The organism is Gimesia chilikensis, from assembly GCF_007744075.1.
Classification (GTDB): Bacteria; Planctomycetota; Planctomycetia; order Planctomycetales; family Planctomycetaceae; genus Gimesia; species Gimesia chilikensis_A.
In genome coordinates this window covers 343203-366436 of the sequence record NZ_CP036266.1, presented here as the reverse complement: position 1 = coordinate 366436, position 23234 = coordinate 343203, and the positions used below count along the sequence as shown (strand labels likewise).

Annotated in this window: 12 protein-coding genes; 7 read left to right on the top strand and 5 right to left on the bottom strand. The window is 54.8% G+C overall.

What is annotated here, in order from left to right:
- Positions 1-59: 59 nt before the first annotated feature.
- Positions 60-3494: a DUF1553 domain-containing protein gene (locus HG66A1_RS01475; RefSeq protein WP_145180172.1), complete on the bottom strand. Its 3435-nt coding sequence runs from the start codon at positions 3492-3494 to the stop codon at positions 60-62.
- A 263-nt stretch (positions 3495-3757) separates the two neighbouring features.
- Positions 3758-7201: a DUF1553 domain-containing protein gene (locus HG66A1_RS01470; RefSeq protein WP_145180170.1), complete on the bottom strand. Its 3444-nt coding sequence runs from the start codon at positions 7199-7201 to the stop codon at positions 3758-3760.
- Between the two features lie 203 nt (positions 7202-7404).
- On the opposite strand from HG66A1_RS01470, the gene HG66A1_RS01465 reads away from it, so the two are divergent.
- Positions 7405-7968 (top strand): sigma-70 family RNA polymerase sigma factor, encoded by a 564-nt coding sequence (locus HG66A1_RS01465; protein ID WP_145180168.1) that lies wholly within the window; start codon positions 7405-7407, stop codon positions 7966-7968.
- Positions 7969-7974: 6 nt separating this feature from the next.
- Entirely contained in the window at positions 7975-9402 is a 1428-nt protein-coding gene (locus HG66A1_RS01460; RefSeq protein WP_145180166.1) for a hypothetical protein, read from the top strand.
- A gap of 57 nt (positions 9403-9459) precedes the next feature.
- On the opposite strand, the gene HG66A1_RS01455 is transcribed toward HG66A1_RS01460, so the two are convergent.
- Together HG66A1_RS01455 and HG66A1_RS01450 are read right to left on the bottom strand one after the other, a co-directional pair.
- Positions 9460-11124: an NCS2 family permease gene (locus HG66A1_RS01455; RefSeq protein WP_145180164.1), complete on the bottom strand. Its 1665-nt coding sequence runs from the start codon at positions 11122-11124 to the stop codon at positions 9460-9462.
- Position 11125: 1 nt separating this feature from the next.
- The gene (locus HG66A1_RS01450; protein WP_145180162.1) at positions 11126-12112 is read right to left on the bottom strand and encodes an adenosine kinase; all 987 of its coding nucleotides are present in this window, start codon (positions 12110-12112) and stop codon (positions 11126-11128) included.
- Positions 12113-12431: 319 nt separating this feature from the next.
- On the opposite strand from HG66A1_RS01450, the gene thiC reads away from it, so the two are divergent.
- Positions 12432-14249 (top strand): phosphomethylpyrimidine synthase ThiC, encoded by a 1818-nt coding sequence (gene thiC / locus HG66A1_RS01445; RefSeq protein ID WP_232102105.1) that lies wholly within the window; start codon positions 12432-12434, stop codon positions 14247-14249.
- 80 nt (positions 14250-14329) lie between these two features.
- Here the strand turns inward: thiC and HG66A1_RS01440 are convergent, their stop codons facing one another.
- Positions 14330-16492: an SHD1 domain-containing protein gene (locus tag HG66A1_RS01440; RefSeq protein WP_145180160.1), complete on the bottom strand. Its 2163-nt coding sequence runs from the start codon at positions 16490-16492 to the stop codon at positions 14330-14332.
- A gap of 326 nt (positions 16493-16818) precedes the next feature.
- On the opposite strand from HG66A1_RS01440, the gene HG66A1_RS01435 reads away from it, so the two are divergent.
- The 4 genes from HG66A1_RS01435 (at position 16819) to HG66A1_RS01420 (ending at position 23220) form a co-directional block, all read left to right on the top strand.
- Positions 16819-17385: a YqgE/AlgH family protein gene (locus tag HG66A1_RS01435; protein WP_145438402.1), complete on the top strand. Its 567-nt coding sequence runs from the start codon at positions 16819-16821 to the stop codon at positions 17383-17385.
- A gap of 61 nt (positions 17386-17446) precedes the next feature.
- Positions 17447-18412, top strand: a complete 966-nt coding sequence (locus tag HG66A1_RS01430) for an aldose 1-epimerase (protein ID WP_145180156.1) — start codon at positions 17447-17449, stop codon at positions 18410-18412.
- Positions 18413-18431: 19 nt separating this feature from the next.
- Positions 18432-21923 carry a HEAT repeat domain-containing protein gene (locus tag HG66A1_RS01425; RefSeq protein WP_145180153.1) on the top strand — a complete coding sequence of 1164 codons (3492 nt, stop codon included), beginning with the start codon at positions 18432-18434 and terminating at the stop codon, positions 21921-21923.
- A 214-nt stretch (positions 21924-22137) separates the two neighbouring features.
- Positions 22138-23220: a hypothetical protein gene (locus HG66A1_RS01420; protein WP_145180151.1), complete on the top strand. Its 1083-nt coding sequence runs from the start codon at positions 22138-22140 to the stop codon at positions 23218-23220.
- Positions 23221-23234 lie beyond the last annotated feature (14 nt).

The following is a 23234-nucleotide window of genomic DNA, read 5'->3' as shown; positions in this document are numbered from 1 at the left end:
CTCTTTATTGAAAAGATCAAAGCGTGTTATTCGTTTATCGTTCTAATCAGCAGTAGTCGTTAAGGGACAAAGATAAATTCGGGCGAATTCAACAACGACCAGAGCATATCTTCGTAACGGTTCCGCCAGTCGTCATTCAGACGCTGCGTTGGCGGATCACCTTTCTTCACCGCGGCCTCCAGCTCCACCTTGATTTCATTCGCCCGCGGGCTCAGATGGTTCGACCAGCCTACCAGGTTACGTGGCAGACGTTCGCGGCTCACGATTTCGGCACTGGAATTCACCCGCTCTGCATAACCGGGTTGCAACAGCTCCGTGAACAGTTTGAGCTCTTCGGCCGTCGGCTTGCGTGTGAGTGTTTTCATTACCGTTTCGTTGATCAGAGTTTCCAGCGACTGCTCCTGCAGCGCCAGTTCCGTGAAGGAACTGTCATCCGACAGACGCGTAAACCGCTGCCCCAGTACGCCGTTCGCCAGGATCGCCGGCTGCAGAGCTGTGGAGGCATATTCGCGAACCGTCTGAGGACTCTGTCGCGTATCCCGCCAGCCAAACGTTTTCATCAACGTGATGAAAGGCTGACCGAAAGGCAGTGCCAGGCTGGGCCGGTCACGCTCGTTTGAGGGAGACGTAAACTGCCAGGCCCGACGCGGCGTACCCAGGTCGAGCGAACTGTGGTAATCGCGGGAACCGTCGATATCGATACACATCCGGCCGGCGTCCAGTGGCTTACCACAGACCGCGAACAATGAGTCTACAATCTGTTCTGCTTCCATCCGTCGCAGTACCGGCGATGAGAAGTTGTAAGTGGTATCAAACAGCCCCTGTACGGTGGTCAGATCAGTCGACGCTTCGCGCTGGTAGAGGTCCGATTCGAAAATCATCCGCGCCAGCTGCTTCATGTCGTAACCGTTCAGCACAAACTGCTGGGACAGGTATTTCAGTAGCTCAGGATGCGAAGGATCCTGACCGTCCCAGTCATCGACGGGTTCCACCAGACCGTGGCCCAGGTAACGCTTCCAGACTCGGTTCACAAGCACATTGGCGAACCGATCGTTCTGAGGAGACGTGATAATCGCCGCCAGTTTTTCACGCGTATCTTTTTCGGAGCGCAGATAATTCGCGGGGAATTTACCGGGCTTGACCAGTTCTTCAAACGTCCATTCCGGCGTCACGTTCTCGCCCGGCAGCAGAGTCACCGAAACGAGCATCGAGTTCGACTTGGGATCGAACCCGGGAATCGAACTGGTCTTAGGCACACCCTGCGGAGACCGCTTGAGCATGGCCGCCAGGCTGAACAGATCCCGTTGTTTGAAATCATGGAACGGGGCATCGTGACAGCGGGCACACTTCATGTTCAAGCCGAGAAAGGCCTGACCGATAATGTGCGCTTTGGCCGCCATGGGGGCATCGTTCTGCGAAGCCATTTCAAAGCCCGCAGGACCGCCGAAGTATTTACTGCCTTCCATCATTACCAGTTCGGTCAGGAAACGATCAAAGGGCTTGTTATCATAGAAGGATTCGTGAATCCACCAGCGGAATGGTCCCGTATTGTTCAATGTCGGGTTAACGATATTCGGATTTTCTGCCAGCACATCCTGCCAGTATCCGACCCAGTTATCAGCCCAGGCGGGATCGTTGAGCAGTCGCTCGATCGCGAAACTGCGACGATTCTCCGGCTTCTGTGCCAGGTACTCTTTCACCAGTTCGGGCGCAGGAATTGTCCCCGTTGTATCGAGTGACAGCCGACGCAGGAAAGCCAGATCGCTCAGCGGTGCAGACTGCTTGGCATTTTCCTTGGACAGACGCTGGTTAATGAAGTGATCGATGGCGTTGTTGGCCCGCAGACCTTTCGCTGCTGCAGGCACTTTGACCTGAGGCTGCTTGAGTACTTCCTCTTTCGCCAGCTTGTGCCGCCAGTCCCAGTACTCGGCTTCTTTTTTCGAGGCCGCCTGACGACGCTCTGCGTTGATGGCAATCTGATCGTAACGGTACTGACGTGCGAACGGCAGCCAGTCCTCATCGGTCAGCATGACAACTTTGTCAGAGGGAGTCAGCAGCTGGAAGTCTTTACCGGGATCGCCGATGAAGACAGCCGTTTCACCGAAGTCCGGACGATGACGCGAACCACCCACAATCATTTCGAACCGCACGCGATGCGGCTTGCCGTCTCCCGTGTACTCGATCACTTTTTCATGATCCCCACGGTGCAGCGGACGAATATTCGGGGCCAGACTCAGATCAACATCAAAGACAGTACCGTGAGCACTGCCGGAAATATTATGAAAAGCGGTCTCAGCAACCAGCTTGTCATCAATATACAACCGCGATCCATTACGGGCCCGTACCAGGATTCGTTTCTTCCCTTTAGGCAGCGTCAGGTTGCACATCGCCCGTACCAGGAAAGGATCAGGACGATCAACTTTCACACCCTTTTCCGAATACCGGTTGGGAATTTCAATCAGGGTGAAGTGAGGCTGAGTGAAGGTCTCCGCGAGACGAGGCGGACGGAACTGCCAGGACTTCTTGTTCGGAATCCCTTCGTAAATATCGACCTGCACGCGATCGCTGGGAACTGAAGTCCAGTCGATGGTCGGCTTGGGAGTGACATATTTAAAGTGTGCGGTAATTTCTTTCGCGGGCAGCACCTTGCGATACACGGCCAGCTCGTCCATCAAACCATCAAACGAACTGCGGGCCGAACCTCCCATGGAGGAACCGATCCAGACTTCGTCATTGTCGACGACGGGAGCGTAGGTGGTATCGCCGCCCATGTCCCATTTACCTTTGACCGACTGACCGTCGACATACGCGTTCAGACTTTTCTTTTTGCCGAAAGTGTAAGTCACTGCGACATGATGCCAGTTGTGAGCGCTGATCCCCGCACCGGTGGAAGTCCAGCGATGATAGTCGGGCTTCACATCCTTTTTGTCGGGCTTGCCACGGAACAGGAAGCTGATCTCCGAACCGGTCACCCGCAGTGCATAGTTCTGATTGTCCCGGGCAACTCCTTTGCGGTTGGTGCGACCTTTACCAATGATATAGTAGTGACGACCAGCGTCTGTTGAATTCAGATTGATCCAGGCTTCCACGGTGATGGAGTCGCCAGCAGTGAAATCCAGCGGACTCTTTTCCCCCGGGTCTACAACCCGCAGGTAACCAGCGCCAGCTTTAAACTGAGCGGCGTTGTTTTTGTTGTCAAACAGTGGAAACTCAGAAGGACGAGGGCCGGCAGCCGACTTGGGAGACTGACCATGGACCAGGGCCTTCAAGGGCTGCTTTTTATCAGCCGCGACACTGGGATAACCTTCCGGTAGGGAGGCTTCAAAGTTCCAATAGAGGGTCGGCTGATTCGACAGAATCATTTCCCGGTAACTGGTCGGCTTGGCTTTGGCTGGTTTTTCTTTTTCAGCGTGAGCGGGGCTCGCAAACAGAGGCAGGACGAGCGAAAGACTCAGCAGGCACAGGGAACGCTTAATGTATGCCAGGTGGTTCATAGCGGGCAATTCCAGAATATCAGGTTCTCAATTGAGACGTCACAGCAGGCGAGATTCATCAGAAACCGGAGTTGCCGGCACTGACAAACGTACTGTACACAAGCATGCCACGAGGATTTAACTCGTGATCCAGATTACTATACCGGACATCATGTCGATCTCACGCTTAATTATATATTGATTGTCCAATTTATGAAATTTTTGAGGGAAACCCCTGAATAACAGGGATATCTCGCCTGCAAGATCACGTGTACACATTCCTGTCAGGGCAGAAACAGAAACTCAGGCGAATTCAGCAGTGACCAGAGCAGATCCTCGTAACGGTTCCGCCAGTCGTCCTTCAGTCGCTGTGTCGGCGGATCACCTTTCTTGACGGCAACCTCCAGCTCGACCTTGACTTCATTGGCCCGCGGGCTGACGTGATTCGACCAGCTCACCAGATTGCGCGGCAGACGCTCACGGTTGACGATCTCAGCCCCCGGGTTCATCCGCTCTGCATATCCGGACTGTAGCAGATCCGTGAAGAGCGCGAGCTCTTCCGTCGTCGGTTCTCGCGTGAGAGTTTTCATGAATGTTTTCTGAATCAAAGCTTCCAGCGACTGCTCCTGCAGCGCCAGTTCCGTAAAGTCACTGTCATCCGACAGACGCGTGAACCGCTGCCCCAGCAAACCATTCGCCAGGATGGCCGGTTGCAGCGCCGTCGAAGCATATTCGCGGACGGTAACCGGATGCTGACGCGTGTCCCGCCAGCCAAATGTTTTCATCAGCGTGATGAAAGGCTGACCGAAGGGGAGTGCCAGGCTGGGCCGGTCGCGCTCATTCGAGGGAGACGTAAACTGCCAGGCCCGTCGCGGGATGCCCAGGTCAAGCGAGTTGTGATAGTGACGCGCCCCGTCGATGTCGATACACATCGGACCGGCGTCCAGAGGCTTACCACAAATCGCGAACAACGAATCCACAATCTGTTCTGCTTCCATCCGCCGCAATACCGGCGATGAGAAATTGTAAGTTGTATCCAAGAGTGCCTGAACCGTGGCGCGATCTGTCGAAGCCTGTCGCTGATAGAGGTCCGATTCGAAAATCATCCGGGCCAGCTGCTTCATGTCATAACCGTGTAACACGAACTGTTGTGACAGGTACTTCAACAGCTCAGGATGCGACGGCTCCTGGCCATCCCAGTCATCGACCGGCTCTACCAGACCATGGCCCAGGTAGCGATTCCAGACCCGGTTGACAAGCACGTTGGCAAACCGCTCGTTCTGAGGAGACGTAATAATCGCCGCCAGTTTCTCGCGGGTATCTTTCTCGGATCTCAGATAGTCCTCCGGGAACTTGCCCGGCTTGACCAGTTCTTCAAACGTCCATTCCGGAGTTACGTTCTCGCCTGGTAACAGAGTCACTGAAACGAGCATCGAGTTCGACTTGGGATCGAAGCCAGGAATCGAGCTGGTCTTAGGCACACCCTGTGGAGACCGCTTGAGCATCGCTGCCAGGCTGAATAGATCCCGTTGTTTGAAGTCGTGGAACGGGGCATCGTGACAGCGGGCACACTTCATGTTCAAGCCGAGGAAGGCCTGGCCGATAATATGCGCCTTAGCCGCCATGGGGGCATCGTTCTGCGATGCCATCTCAAACCCCGCAGGACCACCAAAGTATTTGCTGCCTTCCATCATCACCAGTTCGGTCAGGAAACGGTCGAATGGTTTATTGTCATAGAAGGATTCATGAATCCACCAGCGAAATGGTCCGGTGTTGTTCAATGTCGGGTTAACAATGTTCGGGTTTTCTGCCAGCACATCCTGCCAGTATCCAACCCAGCTGTCTGCCCAGGCGGGATCGTGGAGCAGCCGCTCGATCGCGAAACTACGACGATTCTCCGGCTTCTGAGCCAGGTACTCTTGCACCAGTGCAGGTGAGGGAACAGTCCCCGTCGTATCCAGTGACAGTCGTCTCAGAAAAGCCAGATCGCTCAGCGGTGCAGACTGTTTTGCATTTTCTTTCGACAGTCGCTGGTTTATGAAGTAGTCGATGGCATTGTTGGCCCGCAGACCCTTCGCTGCCGCTGGGACTTTGACCTGAGGCTGTTTGAGTACTTCCTCTTTCGCCAGCTTGTGTCGCCAGTTCCAGTACTGGTCCTCTTTGTTTGAAACGCTTCGGCGACGCTCTGCATTCACGGCGATAAGGTCATACCGATACTGTTGTTCGAACGCAGTCCAGTCTGCATCGGTCAACATCACCACCTGATCGGAAGGAGTCAGCAGTTGGAAGTCTTTTCCAGGATCGCCGATGAAGACCGCCGTCTCACCAAAGTCGGGCCGATGACGCGAACCGCCGACAATCATTTCAAACCGCACGCGGTGTGGCTTACCGTCTCCTGTGAATTCAATCACCTTCTCCTGATCGCCCCGGTGCAGCGGCCGAATGTTCGGGGCCAGGCTCAGGTCGACATCATAAACTTTGTCGTGGCCACTATTGGTAATCTTATGAAAGCCCGTTTCTGCGACCAGCATCTCGTCAATATACAATCGCGATCCATTGCGGGCCCGCACCAGGATCCGCTTCTTCCCCGCGGGAATCACCAGGTTGGACATCGCGCGAACCAGGAAGGGATCGGGACGATCGACTTTCACGCCCTTTTCCGAATAGCGGTTGGGAATCTCAATCAATGCGAAGTGAGGCACCGTGAAAGTTTCCGCGAGCCGGGGCGGACGAAACTGCCAGGACTTCTTATTGGGGATGCCTTCGTGAATCTCGACCTGCACGCGATCACTGGGAACCGCGGTCCAGTCGATCTTTACTTCCGGCGCGACGTATTTGAAGTGTGCTGCAATCTGTTTGGCTGAAAGCACTTTACGATAGACGGCCAGTTCATCCAGCAGACCATCAAACGAACTGTAAACAGAGCCGCCCATGGAAGAGCCGATCCAGACTTCGTCGTTATCAACCACGGGGGGCCGACTGGTATCGCCGCCCACATCCCACTTCCCTTTCACGGGCTGACCATTGATGTAAGCCTGCAGACTCTGTTTTTTGCTGAACTGGTAGGTCAGCGCGATATGATGCCAGCTCAGAGCACTGAGGCCTGCGCCGGTGGAAGTCCAACGGTGATAAGTCGGTTTCTCTCCCTGCTTTTCAGGTTGAGTGCAAAACAGAAAACTGATTTCCGAACCCGTTAGACGCAGACTATAGTTCTGATTGTCCGCAGCAACCCCTTTGCGGTTCGTTCGCCCTTTACCAATGATGTAGAGAAAGCGGCCCGCTTTGATCGACGCAGGATTCACCCAGGCCTCGATCGTCATCTCATCCCCGGCTGCAAAGTCCAGTGGACTCTCTTCGCCCGGATCGACGACCCGCAGAAAACCATCGCCCGCCTTGAATCGGGCAGACTGGTTCTGTTTGTCAAACAATGGAAACTCGGAAGGACGGGGACCGGCTGCAGCCTGTGGGGCCTGCCCGCGAACCAGTGCCGATAACGGTTTTGACTGTTTGTCGTCAGCGGTCACACTGACATAACCGCCTTCCGATGCAGGCTTTGTGAAATCCCAGTAGAGCGCCGGCTGATCCGCGAGAATCAGCTCCCGATAGCTGCTGGGGGTAGACGTACCACCGTTCTGCTTGTCAGCAAAAGACAGATTCGCCGCCAGGGGCAGAGCGAGCGTGAGACTCAACAGGCACAGAGAGCGCTTAACGTATGCCAGGTAGTTCATTGCGGGCAATTCCTGATTATCAGTTCTCAAGGTGAGAAGTCACAGCGTTTTAAAACGTGATCTGGTCTAATATACCGGTCGCCCCGTCGATCTTATGCGGAATAATACATATATGCTTCAATTTATGAAATTTTTGAGGCAATGCCCCTCTTTTGGTGAGATTCTCTGTAATCTGGTATATTAATGCAGAAACTCTAAGAATCATGACGTTACCGATAGCATTGATCCTGAAAGCGCCCGACTTGAAGCCGGAAGAGACGGAAAATTTTGTTCAACTGCTGACAGCGCATCAGAGCAAACTATACGCCTATATCCGTTCGCTGCTGCCCGACACTCAAGCGGTCCAGGATGTCCTGCAGGAAACCAACCTGGTGCTCTGGCGGCGCAGTGAAGAATTCGAACCGGGTTCCAACTTCGTCGCCTGGGCCTGCAAAGTAGCTTACTTTCAGGTTCTGGCTTATTATCGCGATAACAAACGGGATTCGATGGTGTTTAACGTAGAGCTGGTATCCATGCTGGCCAAACAGAATGAAGAAAAACTGGCAGGTTCCAAAGACATGCAGCGGGTACTGTCCCGATGTCTGGCCAAGCTGCCGGAACAAAGTCGCCGCCTGATTCAGCAGCGCTATGCTGCAGGCGGGTCAGTCCAGGCCATCGCCGAGGAACAGGGCCGCTCCGTGGGCGCTGTTTCTCAGATGCTGTACCGGATTCGACAACTTTTACATGAGTGCGTTCAGAAATCACTTGCCAGCGAGCAGGGAGAATAGTCTGTCATGAATCAAAATTCACAACATCCTGACGGGGATCGGAAAGACCCCGAAGAAATCATTTCTGCCTTCCTCGACGGTCTGCTCACCGAGGAAGAAAGTCAGGAGTTTCTAAAACGACTCGAGTCCGATGAGGCGTCACGCGAACTCTACCTGGAGATGATGAATCTCGATTCCATGCTGCAGTGGGAACAGGGACAGACCGAACCACTTCCCGAGGAATTCTGTACTCCCGAAATCATCACCCAGACCGAGCCTGCACAGGATCTCAAAGTCGCTTCGACCCGCAAACAGCTGGCCTTCACCCGGTATGCACTCGCTGCCACCCTGGCCGTCTGCGTCTGTCTGGCCATGCTGCTGCTCATGGAGAGCCAGCCCGCGCAGGCCATCGCGCGAATCGATTCCAGCGATGGTGTTCCCGCTGCCATGATCATTGAGGAACACGACGCTGTCTGGGAACGGACCGAGTGGACCCAGGATGTCAGTAAGCCCCTCGTCCCCGGCTGGCTCAAGCTGAAATCGGGCCGTGCCCTGATTGACTTTCTGGGAGGCACCACGATTGCACTGGAAGGTCCCGCTGAACTGGGCCTCAATTCAGACAGCCGCGCTTATCTGAAATCGGGTCGACTGGCTGTCGTCGGGACATCACGCAATCATGATTTCACTCTCACCACGGCCAACCTGACAATCCTCTCGCAGGCCGCCAACTTCGGTCTGGCCGTCAATCCGGATAACGAATCCGAACTGCACGTCTTCGACGGAAGCGTGCAGGTGACCCGCTCACTCTCCCGCCCCGATGAAGACATCGACCAGGAACAGGTGCCCGATCAGCCGATCCTCGTCGAAGCCGGTCAGGCCATTGTGTTCAACAGCCAGGGACGGGAACAGAATCGGCTGGTCGCAGACCAGGAAACCTTTCCGGCCCGCAGCCAGTTCTCTGTCGCTGATCCTCCCGGTGATATCCCGGCGATTGACTTCGCTTCCACGAAGATTGAGCCTTACAGTTTTCAGGATGGCCAGTACGAGCTGCCCACCGACTATCAGCTGATTGAAAACGGCAAAGGCATTCGCCTGTGGGGCAACGCCTGGAAGAGTGTGGAAGTAAACCGGGAAATCACTCCCAACACGGTCATCGAGTTCGATTTCCGTTCCTCTCATCAGGGACAGATTCACGGGTTCGGCTTCGATACCGACCGGGAATACAACCGGGAAAACCACACGTTCCAGATCTACGGCTACGAAGCCTGGTCACACATCGGCCAGCAGTTCAATACCTATTCGGGAACGGGCTGGAAACGGTTCCGGATTCGCGTAGGCCGCTATCTGACCGGGAAATACCGTTACCTGCACTTCATCGCCGATGAAGATGTGATCGCCCGGGCCGAAAGCCAGTTCCGCAACGTGCGCATCTACGAAGCACCGACACAGCCTTAATCCAACCAACAACAGGCCGCGGAACAACCACAGAATGAGCGAACTTCCGCGCGCCCGTCAGTGCCCCGGTTCTATCCGGGGATTGGGTTCTTCTTCCGTTTCGACGGGTGGCTCTGCGTCGCGAATCCCACCCAGAATCAGGAAGGTCGCCGCGAACAACAGGTAGCCCACACCAATGCCCGTGGCACTGAAAGTGAGTGCCTCTTTAGTCCCTTCGGTAAACGCCAGGCGGAAGTGGATGTCGTTCCCCACAACTTCGTAAGCGCTCGTTAAACCGAGAAACGCGAAGATCGCCGCGATGACAGACCAGATCGCCGCCGATCGATATTTGCCATCAATCAGGCAGGCACAGATGGCCGCCAGAATCATACAGGTGAAGATGAAACCCCGCTCCATCACCACCATGCCGTTCATCAGAAATCCATTCACCTCGGTAAATGGATTCGCAGTCAAAATCTCCTGCAGATTTTTTCCTCCGCCCACAAGCAGTGTTCCCTGCATCACCGTCATGCCCCAGGCTGCGATCGCCGGAAATAACCCCAGCGCCACGGCGGGAGCGTGCCGCGACGGAGACGCATTAAACGCCTGGGCCGTGATGACCATTCCGATCCAGAGCACAATCGCGATCCCGGCTTCCAGCGGAATGATGTTGCTGATCACACCGGTCGTCCCTGTCAGACAGATCAACATGAAAAAGATTCCGTTCAGCGTCGAATAGCCGGCCCGCGATCCCATCTCTTTCCAGCCGGGGTGACCGATATAAATCGTCGTCGGAAAACAGCTGCCCAGCAGCGAAGCCACAATCGTCCCGGCACCGTTGGCCAGCATCGAAGGCTTCGCAGGATAGCTGTCGCCGGCCGCTTCTGCAGATTCGATGTTCTGCATACTGCCGATGACATTGAACAGGCCCATCGGAAAAATCACCGACATGTACCCCACCCACTCACTCGGCTGTTTGAGCAGTTCCCAGAGGGCGCCACCTGCAAAGTGAGGAGGATACCAGCCCCATTGATCCCAGGAGGTTTTAATCGCCTCGACACTCATCGGCGCGCCTTCCATCAACTGCGGGATCACTTCCGGCAGAACCCAGGCGCAAATGGTTCCCACGATGATCGCCAGCAATCCGCCCGGCATGTGAAACGGAAGCTTCGTCTTGGAAAAGAGCGTCAGCAGCACGACCGCAGCCGGCAGCATCGCGATCATGGGCCGCTGATAGATCTTCAGCATAAAGGTCATCGAGATAAACCCGATCGCGATTCCCGCGAGGGTCGACAGCAGGGCCGCCCGGGGTGTCACCTTGCGAACCCGGTCCGCCACGAAAGCCCCCAGGAATTCAATCACGCCACTCCCGAAGCAGGCCAGTAACCCCATCTGCCAGGCTGCTTCCGCGCTGTTGGTCCGCTGATAGACGGGCACCATCACGAAGAAGATATAGACCAGCAGCGACGGCGTGTTAATCCCATAAGGCAGTGCACACACATCGGTGCGATTCTCTTTTTTCGCCAGCTGATGTGCCTGCCAGGCGTAAAAAATATTTCCCACCAGGATACTCAGGGCAGCACCGGGCAGAATGTATTGCAGCAAAATTTCCGAGTCGGCACTGATCCCACACAATCCACACAGTGCCACAATCAGCAGCAGCTGCACGAGGTTGTCGATCATCAGCGCGAAAAAACCGTCCAGATCGCGTCGTACGAAGAGGGGGTAATGGTTTTGCTTCATATCAACTGAGCAGTTCCTTGATTTCATCCTCGGTGAAAGGATTCTTCAGTCGCGCGCCCAGCTGCGAGACAATGCGGGCGGCTGCATGGGAGGCCAGGTGCCCGGCCTGATGCCAGGTCAGACCGTTGGTAATGCCATACAGAATGCCGGCAGCGTACATGTCACCGGCACCAGTAGTATCGATGGCGTCTGTCTCGACTCCTTCGATGGGAATCACTTTGCCTTCGTGCATCAGAATTGAACCGTCGCCGCCCAGCGTCAGTGCCAGGTTCGGAACGTGGTGATGAATCACGTGAGCACAGTCGACGGCGTCATGTTCGCCGGTCAGGCTGCGGGCTTCTTCCAGATTGCAGAACAGCAGGTCGACGGGACCTTCAATCAGCTGCTGGAACTCGTCCCGGAACAGGTTAATCAGGAACGGGTCGGAGACGGTGAATGCCACCTTCACGTTATGCTTCTTGGCCAGTTCGATCGCGCGATAGGCGGCTTTCTTCTGGGTCTCTCCCGTGAACAGGTAACCCTCGACATACACATATTTTGACTGCTTGATGTGTTCTTCGTTGATGTCTTCCACACTGAGTGTCGCAGAGACCCCCAGGTTGGTCAGCATCGTCCGCTGTGCGTCGTCAGTAATCAGCACCACGCAGGTTCCGGTCTGTCCTTCGGCGGCGGGAGGAACTTCGATCGTCACCCCGAGCTTCCGCATGTCTGCCAGGTCGAATTCGCCCAGCATGTCGCTGCCTACTTTACCCGCATAGGCCGCTTTTCCACCGAAGTCGGCGATTCCCAGAATCGTATTCGCTGCAGAACCACCCGCACACTGTGACAGCGGTGCACCATCCAGCTCGCCCAGCACTTTCTGCTGTGCCTCTTCATCGACGAGGGTCATAATCCCTTTGGCATAACCCAGCTTTTCCAGCGTGGCATCGGAAATACGTGCCTGAATATCAACGAGAGCATTACCCACACCATAAACGTCGTACTGCATGTCGAACCTTAATTCATGGGACCCGGGTGCGGATCCTGATCTGTTTTTTCAAAGAGAAATGTGTTGTCTGGAGCTACTTTTCAACAGACCAGATGATAACCAATGCACGTTTCAATGGGAAACCACACAGACTTATCATCCAGTCAGTTTGAAAAAAGCCGTCAGGTCACTACTATATACTCCAGAAACCAAGACGATTTCCCGTTCGAGGCAGTAGAACTGCTGGCAGATCTCGTTTCTGATCCGGATTCGCCCAGAATCTGACAGACTATCTAACAGACTCAATGACCGCATCAGATTTTGTAAGGATGCTAATAGTATGACCAACTCCTCTTCTTCTTATGACCTGCTGTACTCACTGCCACCCATTGGCGGAAACCCCTCCACGCGGGGCCAGCAGACCAACCCGGGAAGTTTCGCTAATCCTCCCCAGATCGCCCCTGGAGTCAAAGGTGCCCTGACTTTCTCCTCTCCCGATACCCCGGGAATGCCGGAAGCGTCAGACAAAACCGCCTGGGATTTCATGCCCGCCGGCTGGGAGCTGAAACCGGGATTTGAAGAGAACTACGAAACCGCCGATGCCTGGACGCCTCCGGCTGACTTTCTGCCGGTCACCCAGCTCGAATTCGCCCGCTGTGGCACCATCACCCCGGAAATGGAACGGGTCGCTGAACGGGAGCCGCACCTGACCGCAGAGCAGATCCGCGATGAAATCGCTGCCGGCCGGATGATCATTCCCGCCAACAAGGTCCACCTGGGCTATCAGCTCGATCCCATGGCCATCGGTCGTGCATCCAAAACCAAGGTCAACGCCAACATGGGCGCTTCCCCCGTTTCCTCGGGAACCGATGAAGAAATCGAAAAACTGAAATGGGCCCAGCAATGGGGTGCCGACACCGTGATGGACCTCTCCACCGGTGGCGATATTGACGGCTGCCGTCAGGCCATTATTCAGAACAGCACCGTCCCCATCGGTACGGTGCCCATCTATTCCATGATCATCGCCCGGCGTCTGGAAGACCTGGATCACGCCAGCATCCTGCAGATGCTGCAGCACCAGGCCAAACAGGGTGTGGACTACTTCACCATTCATGCCGGCGTCCTGCGGGAACACCTCGAACTGGTGGCCCAGCGTCTGATCGGCATCGTCAGCCGCGGTGGATCGCTGCTGGCTAAGTGGATGCTCCACAACAAACAACAGAACCCAATGTACGACCTCTGGGATGACATCTGCGACATCATGCGGGAATACGATGTCAGCTTCTCGATTGGTGACGGTCTGCGACCCGGTGGTCTGGCCGACGGATCCGACCGGGCTCAGCTGGCAGAACTCTGCGTCCTGGGTGAGCTGACCGAGCGTGCCTGGCAAAAAGGGGTGCAGGTCATGATCGAAGGCCCCGGTCATATTTCCTTCGACCAGATCGAATTTAATATGAAGGTCCAGCGGAAACTCTGTCACGGAGCTCCGTTCTATGTACTGGGTCCCCTGGTTACTGATATCTTCCCCGGATACGACCATATCACCAGCTGTATCGGTGCGACCGCCGCGGGTTACCACGGGGCCAGCATGCTCTGCTACGTGACTCCCAAAGAGCACCTCGGTCTGCCCAAGAAAGATGACGTCAAACAGGGTTGTATCGCTTACAAGATCGCTGCCCACGCAGCCGACGTCGCCCTGGGAATTCCCGGTACCCGCAACCGTGACGACGAACTGACCGAAGCCCGCGCTGCCCTCAACTGGGAAAAGCACTTCGAACTCAGCTTCGATCCGGACACCGCCCGGGCTCTGCACGACGAAGACCTCGACGTCGATACCGACTTCTGTGCGATGTGCGGACACGACTGGTGCAGCGTGCGAATCTCCAAGGAAATTCAGGAGTTCATGTCGGGCAAATCGGAAGATTATGCCTGGGATAAAGCAAAGAAATCACTGCCGCTGACTGCAGAACAAAAGGAGATTCTGGAAAAACGGGGCGTGCTCAGTCCAGACCAGATTCACAAGCTGGCCTCCAAGGTCAAGAAAGAAATGACCGGCGACCAGGACAAGGCCTCCTGCCACAGCGACTACGTCGATCCGGAATCGGCTCAACAGATGCAGACTTCCAAAGAGCTGCCTGTGTTAAATGAACGCCCCTGATCCCAGGCCGAGACTCACAAAAAAACGCGGACGCTTCTTTATGAGGCGTCCGCGTTTTTGTTTGTAATCAGGTCTGTCTGTTAACCACGCATTTTCAAGGCACCACCAATAAAGCCGAGAAATGCGAGACCCCAGAAAAACAGTTTGCCCACCAGTCGCCCGGTCCGGTAAGCGGAACGACCACTAACATGACCGCCCGATGATCCCCCCGAGTCACCCGAAGCACCTGGTCCACCGGCATTCGAGTTCGCAGCCACCTCATTGCGTCCCTGATTCGGATTACAGTAGGGACAGGGGGCCGTCAGTCCGGAACCTTCTGATTTGAACTTCCTGTTACATCGACCGCACTGGTAGATCATGTCCCCCCGCTTCACACCACAGTGCGGACATTGTTCAAACAACAGGCTTTCCGAGGTATGGGTTTTACCACACAGTTCACATTCGAAAGTATTCTGCATGACAGGACGCTCAGGCAATCCGGGATTCCGTGCGGAATTTTCCGCCATCATGTTGGCTGACATTTCCATAGCCGGATTAGGTTCCATCGCAGGATTCGCCATTGCCGGCTCTGCAGGCATCATCGAACCAGGTTCAGGCATCGCCGGGTTACGCATGCCGGGGAAATTCATTCCACCGGGCCCTGGCATCGCGGAACCAGGCATGGCAGCGCCGGGCATGGCGGCACCAGGAATTCCAGGTATCCCCCCTTCGTTCATCGCCAGTTGATCCGGCTGTTGCTGCTTCCGGGGTTTGATCAGGCTTAAGTCGCCGTCGCTGAAGAATTCCGTGATGAACAGTTCTTCTTTTGTTCCTGTATTCAATACAGCGACCGAATCGCCATAGGCGAGTCGCACGAATTTCCCTTTAAGCTGCCGATTCTTACGGTCAGTCCAGACACGAAATTCTTTTTGCTGCTCTTCCGGGGTCAGCGTGGTCTCTGCATTTTCGGGAAAGAACTGACCTGCCACTTCTTTCTGCAGGCGTTCCTGAACGTATTTATGATCCTCTTCGGAAAACTTATCGTAAGGGAATTCCTGAACTGCGTTGCTTTGCGTGATCAAGAGAGAGATGTTGCCATTTTCCATTTTGATGTAGGAAGCGGCGACTGAATTGCCGGAAACGTCGGTCCATTTGCGGTGGAAATTGACGCGCAACATCTGTTTCAGCTTGCGTGCTGAGAGACTGGAATCAAAGGGTTCGCGATAGGCCAGGGGAAGTTCGGACATCCGCCCATGCATCTTCAGTGCTTCGCGTAGTAACTCCAGATCTTCATCACTCAGGGTTCCCACGGGAATGCTGATAATTCCGATCCCCGCATTCGAGCCGGGACTTGGTGTAAAGCGGATTTCGCGGCCTTCCAGCCCTGCAAATCGGGCTTCAGACTTCTGTCCCTTTTTGTCGGACCAGAACCGGTAATCAGACAACACGGCTACCAGTTCAGGATCAATTTCCGTATTCGCTTTAATCACATTTGGATCGTCATCCGCGGCTGCAGGTGTTCCCGGTTCGGTCATCGCGGCCGCCGGTGATTCCATTTCCGCAGGCAGCCCCAGTTGTGCCGCCAGTGCTTTAGCTTGCTCCTGCATTGCTGGAGGTAACAACCCCAGCAGTTTATTTCGGCGATGATATTCGAACAGCCACTTCATATCATTGATGGTTAACTGATCCAGAGGCACCATCGTCAGTTCGCCCGACTCTTTGATCAACTGGATCTGCTGGGGATTGATAGAGACAAATTTGGCTTTAAAGCTGCTGCCATCTTTGAAACTCCACTCGCGGAGTGTAAATGGTTTATACGACTCTCCGCCTGCCTCAGGCTCTGTCGCCGTTTTCTTATCCGGCTCCATGGATTGCTTGTTTTCCACGGGGGCAGGCTCAGGTTCTGTCTTCGCAGGAGGTGCGCTCTTCGTTTCCGGGAGTGAGGACTCCGTGTGAATTTTGCGGTACTCTTCCGGCAGAAAACTCAACTGATTGCGGCGTTTATGATACTCATAGAGCCAGTTTAGATCTTTGACGCTCAACTTATCGAAGGAAACGCGCACGGTTCCCTGACCATCCAGACGCAGCGTGGCCTGGGGGCCCTTCACCACGATCAGCTTCCCTTTTGCCTCCGAGCCATCCCGGAAGTTCCAGGTGCGCACTGTGAAGCGCTCGTAGCTTTCTTCTTCTGCCTGCAGCGACTGTGAGAGAAACAGCGTACAGAGCAGACAGGCCAGCAGAGAGAGTTTTTGTTTCGTATTCATCGTGATAAAACCGCCCGCATCAAGAATACATAAAGTCAGCGCATTATTTAACAGATCAAACTCTACTTACAGGTTACCCTACATCTGTTCAAGTTGAAATACTGTTTTTATGAAAATTCTGCGAATGAGGGGCCTCCCCCACAGATCGGGGCATAATCTGCCTAACCCGCAGATTATTGCTTGGACACGGTAAGGGCGCTGGAGGGTCTCAAATCTAACTCTGTTTTTTCAGCTTTTGTCCAGATATAATGCTACCTGTTCACTCGAGGAGATTTTCCCGGACCGTCCGGAATTCAGTTCTGAACCAGAGGAGAAACATTCGCTTTATGCTGAAATCGTTAAAGGGACACTTTTTAATCGCCACCCGGAAACTGAATGATCAGAATTTTTACCGTTCCGTTGTGCTGATCGTAGAACATAACAATGAGGGTGCCACCGGTCTGATTGTGAACCGTCCATCCTCGTTCTCAATCACTAATGCGCTCTCCAGATACTTTGACATGCCCAAGCTGGAAGATCTGGTTTTTATGGGCGGTCCTGTAGAACCGAACGGTATGTTTGCCCTGCATAATGCCGGCGATCTGGAAAAAGCCAAAGACGCCATCGTTCCCGGCCTGTTCATGGGCAGCAGCCCCGAGGTCTTCGAGCAGGTGGTCTGGCGGATCTCCGAAGGGGATCCCAATCTGGATTTCCGCATTTTCTTCGGCTGTGCCGGCTGGGCACCATCGCAACTGGAATCTGAACTCGACCGGATGGACTGGCTCACAACCCCCGCAACCGCGGAAGACATTTTCGAAATTGATCCCTACGATCTGTGGGACACGCTGCACGGCCGGGCGATGGAAGAACGACGTTTTCTTCCACAGGAAACCGCCCATCCCGAATGGAACTGAAACGAACTGCCAACCCAGTCGACACCACATATAACACCTGGAAACGAAACGACTCTGACACATGACGCCCCTGATAATTACCGATCCGGAAACCGGCTCCACCGCTCGCATCCTGCCCGAACTGGGATTTAACTGTTACCAGTTCCACGCAATGGTCGACGGTCAATGCATCGACGTGATCGACTCCCATCCCGAGTTCGAGACCGGAGAACAACGCCCCAGCAGCAGCGGGATTCCGATCCTGTTCCCCTTCCCGAACCGGATCGCCGGAGGTCGCTTCAAGTGGGAGGGAACCGCATATGAACTCCCCCCCGAAACAACCTATCACGATAAAACAGGAAACGCCATTCATGGTTTCTGCCTGGACCTCCCCTGGCGAGTGATTGCCCACGAAGAAAACTTCGCCATCGCCCAGTTTCAGCTGAGCATTGATGGCAGACACCGCCTCCCCTGCTGGCCCGGCGATGCTTTTATTGAAGTCCGCTACGAAGTCAAAGGGGCCACCCTGCGGGCCGACTTCCGCATCGGGAATCCGGGCGACACCCCCATTCCCTGGGGACTGGGCACTCATCCCTACTTCAAGGTGCCGCTCTCCGCAGAGGGAGATCCGAAGAACTGCCTGATCGAGTCGCCGGCTACCGAAGAGTGGATTCTGTCTGACTGCCTGCCCACCGGAGACAAGCAGCCGATTCAGCCCGCACACGATTTACGTGAGGGCGCCTGGTTCGACCAGTTAAAAGCCGACGACATCCTCAGCGGCTTGCCGGAAGACATCGATCAATATGAATGCCTGATTATGGACGAGCAGGCGGGTCTGGTCCTCACCCAGGACTACGACAGTCTGTTCACCGAGCTTGTCGTATTCACACCGCCCGAGCGGAACTGCATCTGCCTGGAACCTTACACCTGTGTGACCAACGCCCTCAACCTTACCGAAAAAGCGCTGGAAACCGGACTGCGGGTGCTGCCCCCCGGGTCGGAAATCAAAACCTGGATCGAAATCCGGGCCGGCAAAGTGATCGTCTGATTAAGCGGAGTAACACAGTATGCCCATTCGATTCGATCTGTCCCGCACGGTGGTCTGCAGCCTGATTGCGTTCCTGCTCTGTTCGCCTCTGGTCAACGCACAGTCCGCCCGGGCTCCTCAATCGGACAGCCCACAGAAAGAATCGGAACGAACCAATGCCCGGGTCCGCCAGCAACTGGGGGAAATCGAGGACCGCTTAAAAACCCGTAACCAGAAACCGGCGCATCAGCCGCTGGTCTCTGAAAAAACGAAACTGTTCTTAACCCTGGATCAATCACTCAAAGGTTCCCGAAACAATCGGGGTCCGGACGAGTATCAATACTTACTGACGCAACTCACCCTGGTCAACGACACGACGCAGCCGGTTAAACTGCAACGCGCGCAGGTGAAAGCATTCGTCGATGGCCAACCTCATCCGTTCGCTGGATTACCCTCAAATCTCAATAGCCAAAGTGTCTTACTGGGAAAAAAGCGTCAGTTGCTCAGACAATTGAAATTTGAAGATGAGGTCGTCGTCCCCCCCGGTAAAGAAGGTGGCCTCTGGATTGTACTGGGCGATTTGCCCGGAGGCACCCAGACACCGGAGATCGAATTTCGGACGACCGTCGACCAGCAGCCACTGGCGTTGAACGTCAATCGCTTCGAGCAGGGCAAACTGGATTACCAGGTCGAACTGCTGGGCCCAAGTCGCTGCCTGGCAGAACTGACCATCACCGGAGAGTTGAACAGCATCAACATCGGCGCCCTTGTCAAAGTCGTCGATGACCTGACTCTGAAAAACGTGAAACGCTTCGTACTCTACTTCCCCAAAGATAAGGTGGAAATTGAACACGACATCAGCCAATGGCTGCCCCGCATCGCCGCTTCTCTGGGGTCGAACGCCGTCCTGGGTGTTCCCTTCCCCCTGTTTCCGTCTGTCATTACGGAACTGCACCTCGCCGGCGAAGCGTTTAAAAATATCACAGTCCCCTACCTCGGCGGGACTGCTCCCCGGGTGACACATGCAACGGAAGAAGCAGCCATCCATGCAGCGCTGGACAGCGCCCTGGAAGTCCTCTCCCGCGATAAAATCGCCGAGCAGATCCGCACCGGCTCCCCAGCCATCAAAGCCGCAGCCCTGATCAGCGGCGGGCGACAGTTGACCAATGCAGAACTCCCCCTGGTGCTCGAATTGACTTCCCACGAGAACCCCCGCGTCCAGGAAGCGGCTTTGTACGCCCTGCGTTTTCTGGGTGATCCACGGGCATTCCAACGACTGGTGGAAGTCGCGCAGATGCCACCCGGTCCCCAGTTTGAGATGGCCATCGCCAGCCTGGCTGAGTCCCGTTATGCAGGCGGACAACAGGCGCTGCTGAAGATCCTGAAATCGCATCCCCCGGCGTCACAGAAAATCATCATCGAAGTCATTGCCCGTAATCCCCGTCCTGAGTGGGGCGCCGCGATTTACGAGTTTCTGGACAGCGACAACCGGGAGCTGCGTGAGGCGGCCATCCGGGCACTGGTTTTGAACGGGCACCCCCGCCTGTTCGAAGTCCTCAGCGACGCCCTTAAGTCCCCCGAAGAAGAAATTCGCAATGTCGCTTTCAAGGAATTAATCAAACGTAAGGACAATGCGAGTGAAGCCCTGGCCATGGAATATGTCCTGCAGCAGATGCAGCAGTCACTGCCCACAGGAGACATGCTCAGCTTCATCGACCGCATGAAAGATCCGCGGGCGATTCCCCTGTTGTTTCAACACCTGGAAAAAGACAAACTGGACGCCGGCCTGAAGGTCTTGCTCATCAAAACGCTGGCTTCCATCGGTGATGAATCCGTCGAGGACCGGTTTGTTAAGTATTACCCCGGTGCCCTGCAGACCGAAAAACTGCTGATCCTCTCCACGCTCCAGAAACTGGAATCGCCCCAGTTCTTTGAACTCGCCAGGCAGGCACTGGACGACAGCAATCATTCGATCGTGAACGGCGCCGTCTCCGGCCTGCGAAGTTCCGATTCCAATAAAGCGGTCGAGATTCTCGCAGAGGGTCTGACCAAAACAACCAAGTCGTCGACCTGGGGTTCCATCTTCGGAGCCCTGGCCAACATCGGCACTCCCGAAGCCCGCCGCACCATCATGGATGCCCGAATCGCTGGAACCAATGCCGACAAAAAACGGGCTGCTCAGTCTGCGCTGGAGAACATTTATCAGCGTTCCCCGGGAAATCACTATCTCAAAAAAGGCGAACAGGCACATCGTCGCAAAGAGTATAAGGAAGCCGTTGAGGACTACGATACCGCGATCAGCATCGACCCGCTGCTCGTACCAGCCTATCTGGCCAAAGCCAATACTCTGAACACCATGAAAGAGTACGACGCCGGTCTGAAAGTCGTAGAACAGGGCCTGGAAGTCGACAACATCTACGCCCGTCTCTACGTCACCCGGGGGTTACTTTACAGCAATCAAAACAAATTCGAGGCGGCCCTGGCAGAGTTGAAGAAGGCCATCGAAATTGCGCCTCAGGATCCCTACGGTTACACCGTTCTGGCTTCACACTACTCCCGCATGAAACAGGATGACAAGGCACTCGCGACCTACGACGCCTGCATCAAAGTGAATCCCAAACTCATGTCGATTTACGGCTTCAAAGCCGATCTTGAGATCGCCCTGAATCGTCCTGACGAAGCCATTAAAACGTTTGACCGTGCCATCGAAGCCAACCCCCGGCACATGAAATCCTATTCTGAAAAAATCAGCCTGTTGCGCAAACTCAATCGGGAATACCAGGCAATCGCAACCTGCGACGATGTCCTGAAAGTCGACAAAAATTCGATCTATGCCCATATCACCAAGGCCTACATCTATCGGGACCTGAAACAGCTGGCCGATGCCATCGCTGCCTGTGACGCCGCGATCAATGTCGACCCCAACAACATGAGTCTCTACCTGATCAAGGCACAGACTTACAACAATGCCGAGCAGTGGGACCAGGCAATCCAGGTCTTCAACCGGGTCCTGCTAACGGAGAAAAAGGCTGATCAGGCGAACGAGAAAACTGAGGGCGTTTTGCTACAGGCCTATACGGGTCGCGGACATTCCCACCTGATGAAGCAGGACTGGAAGGCAGCCCAGGAAGATTTTCAGAATGCATTCGAACTGGATAAGCACGATTCACAGGCTATCACCGGACTGGCGATCTGCATGGTCTATAATCACCAGGAAGACAAAGCGATTCAGTTTGTCGAAAGTCAATTGAAAAAGTTCGAGCAGAACGCCCTGTTCCACTATAACGTTGCCTGCGTGTTCGGTCGGGCGCTGGTCAACCTCAAAGACCAGCCCCAAACTCCCGCTGTCCAACAGCAGATCGCCGCTTATCAGAAAAAAGCGATCCACTACCTGGCTCTCTCTTCCCAACTCGGATTTGACGATGCCGAGTGGATGCAGAAAGATCCCGATCTGGCAGAATTGCAGAATCTGCCCGACTTCCGCAAGCTTGTTCAGCAGATTCAGAAGAAACCTGCCTCCGTTAAACCGTGACACAACGGTCCCGCTAAGCCTCTATATCCGAACACCTTAGGGACACTGCGCGCAGCGAGTCTTTCAGCGAGTCTTTTTTGCCAGCGACTGAACGCAGATTGCCGTTCCCGCAATTCCACCTTTGTGCTACATTTCGGCTCATCTCTGTCAGCACCTCTGATGTCCCCTGCCCCTCTCACAGTCTCATTTTCCCTGATTTTCTAAGAGTTCAGCGATGCATCGTCATCCCTTCTTTACGTACAGCCTCATCCTGCTGGTAGTCTCTTCTGCGCATGTTCGTGCCGCCGAGGAGCAGACTCCGGTAAACACCATTCTCACCCAATGGTCAGCCGCTTCGCGCTTTTTGTCTCCGGTCACACCGCAGTCCGCGGTCGAGCAGTTCAAACAGCAGAACCAGGCATATTTCAGTGGCCACGAACTCGCACTGTTCTCCGAGTTTCAACAACCGGTTTCCCTCGAAAAACTGAAAACCGAATACCGCTGGAAGCTGATGAGTCAGTCTCAGAGCAGAATTGTCCTGCAGGGACAACCACAGGACGCACTCACGCGCCGACTCTGTCGCCCTTTTGAAATCCAGATTAACGCCCGCTCCATGCTGCCGGAATCACTGACGTTCCTGACACGAGAGTCAGCCCAGAAAGACCGGTTCGCCTCGATTGAGCTGACGGCGTTGAAAGTCACTCCGACCACTCGGATTCACACCAGCCCGGAACCGCAGTTCGTCAGACAGACCGTCGCGAAAGCGGTTTTCCCCGCTGCACAACCGGTGCCAGCGGGTCAGTCCCCGATCAAACGGGTTGCCTTTACCAGTGATAATGACACCGAACGAAATCCAACAGAACGCCTGCAGATCGAGAAGCTGGTGACGCGCTGGATTACAGAAACATCCCGTATCGATTCTGTACGGCTTGGTAACGGTATTACCATCTTCAAACGAAATCAGCGACAAACTGACGGGAAGGTGCTGTCGACTTACCGCAGTACTTCAGAATCGCGGGCCAGTGAAAAACAGGCATTGCAGGAAGTACTGCCCGGCTGGTTGATTGATGTCGACCAGAAATCATTTCAGATCGAATCATTCACCATTGAGCTGGATGCAGAGTCCGCCGAAGCAGCGTCTCCCTGGTTTGTCACCTTGAAACTCAAGCCACATCCGGATGCTCCCCGGCCCGACTGGGAAAGTGTAGAACTGGAATTCAGCAGCAGACAGGCCCTGCCCATCCGCATCAGTGAGACCAGGAATGATCGTATCTCTGAATTTCTGCTGTCGGACGTCCAGGTGCACTACGCGAAATAAAATCGTATCAGCCG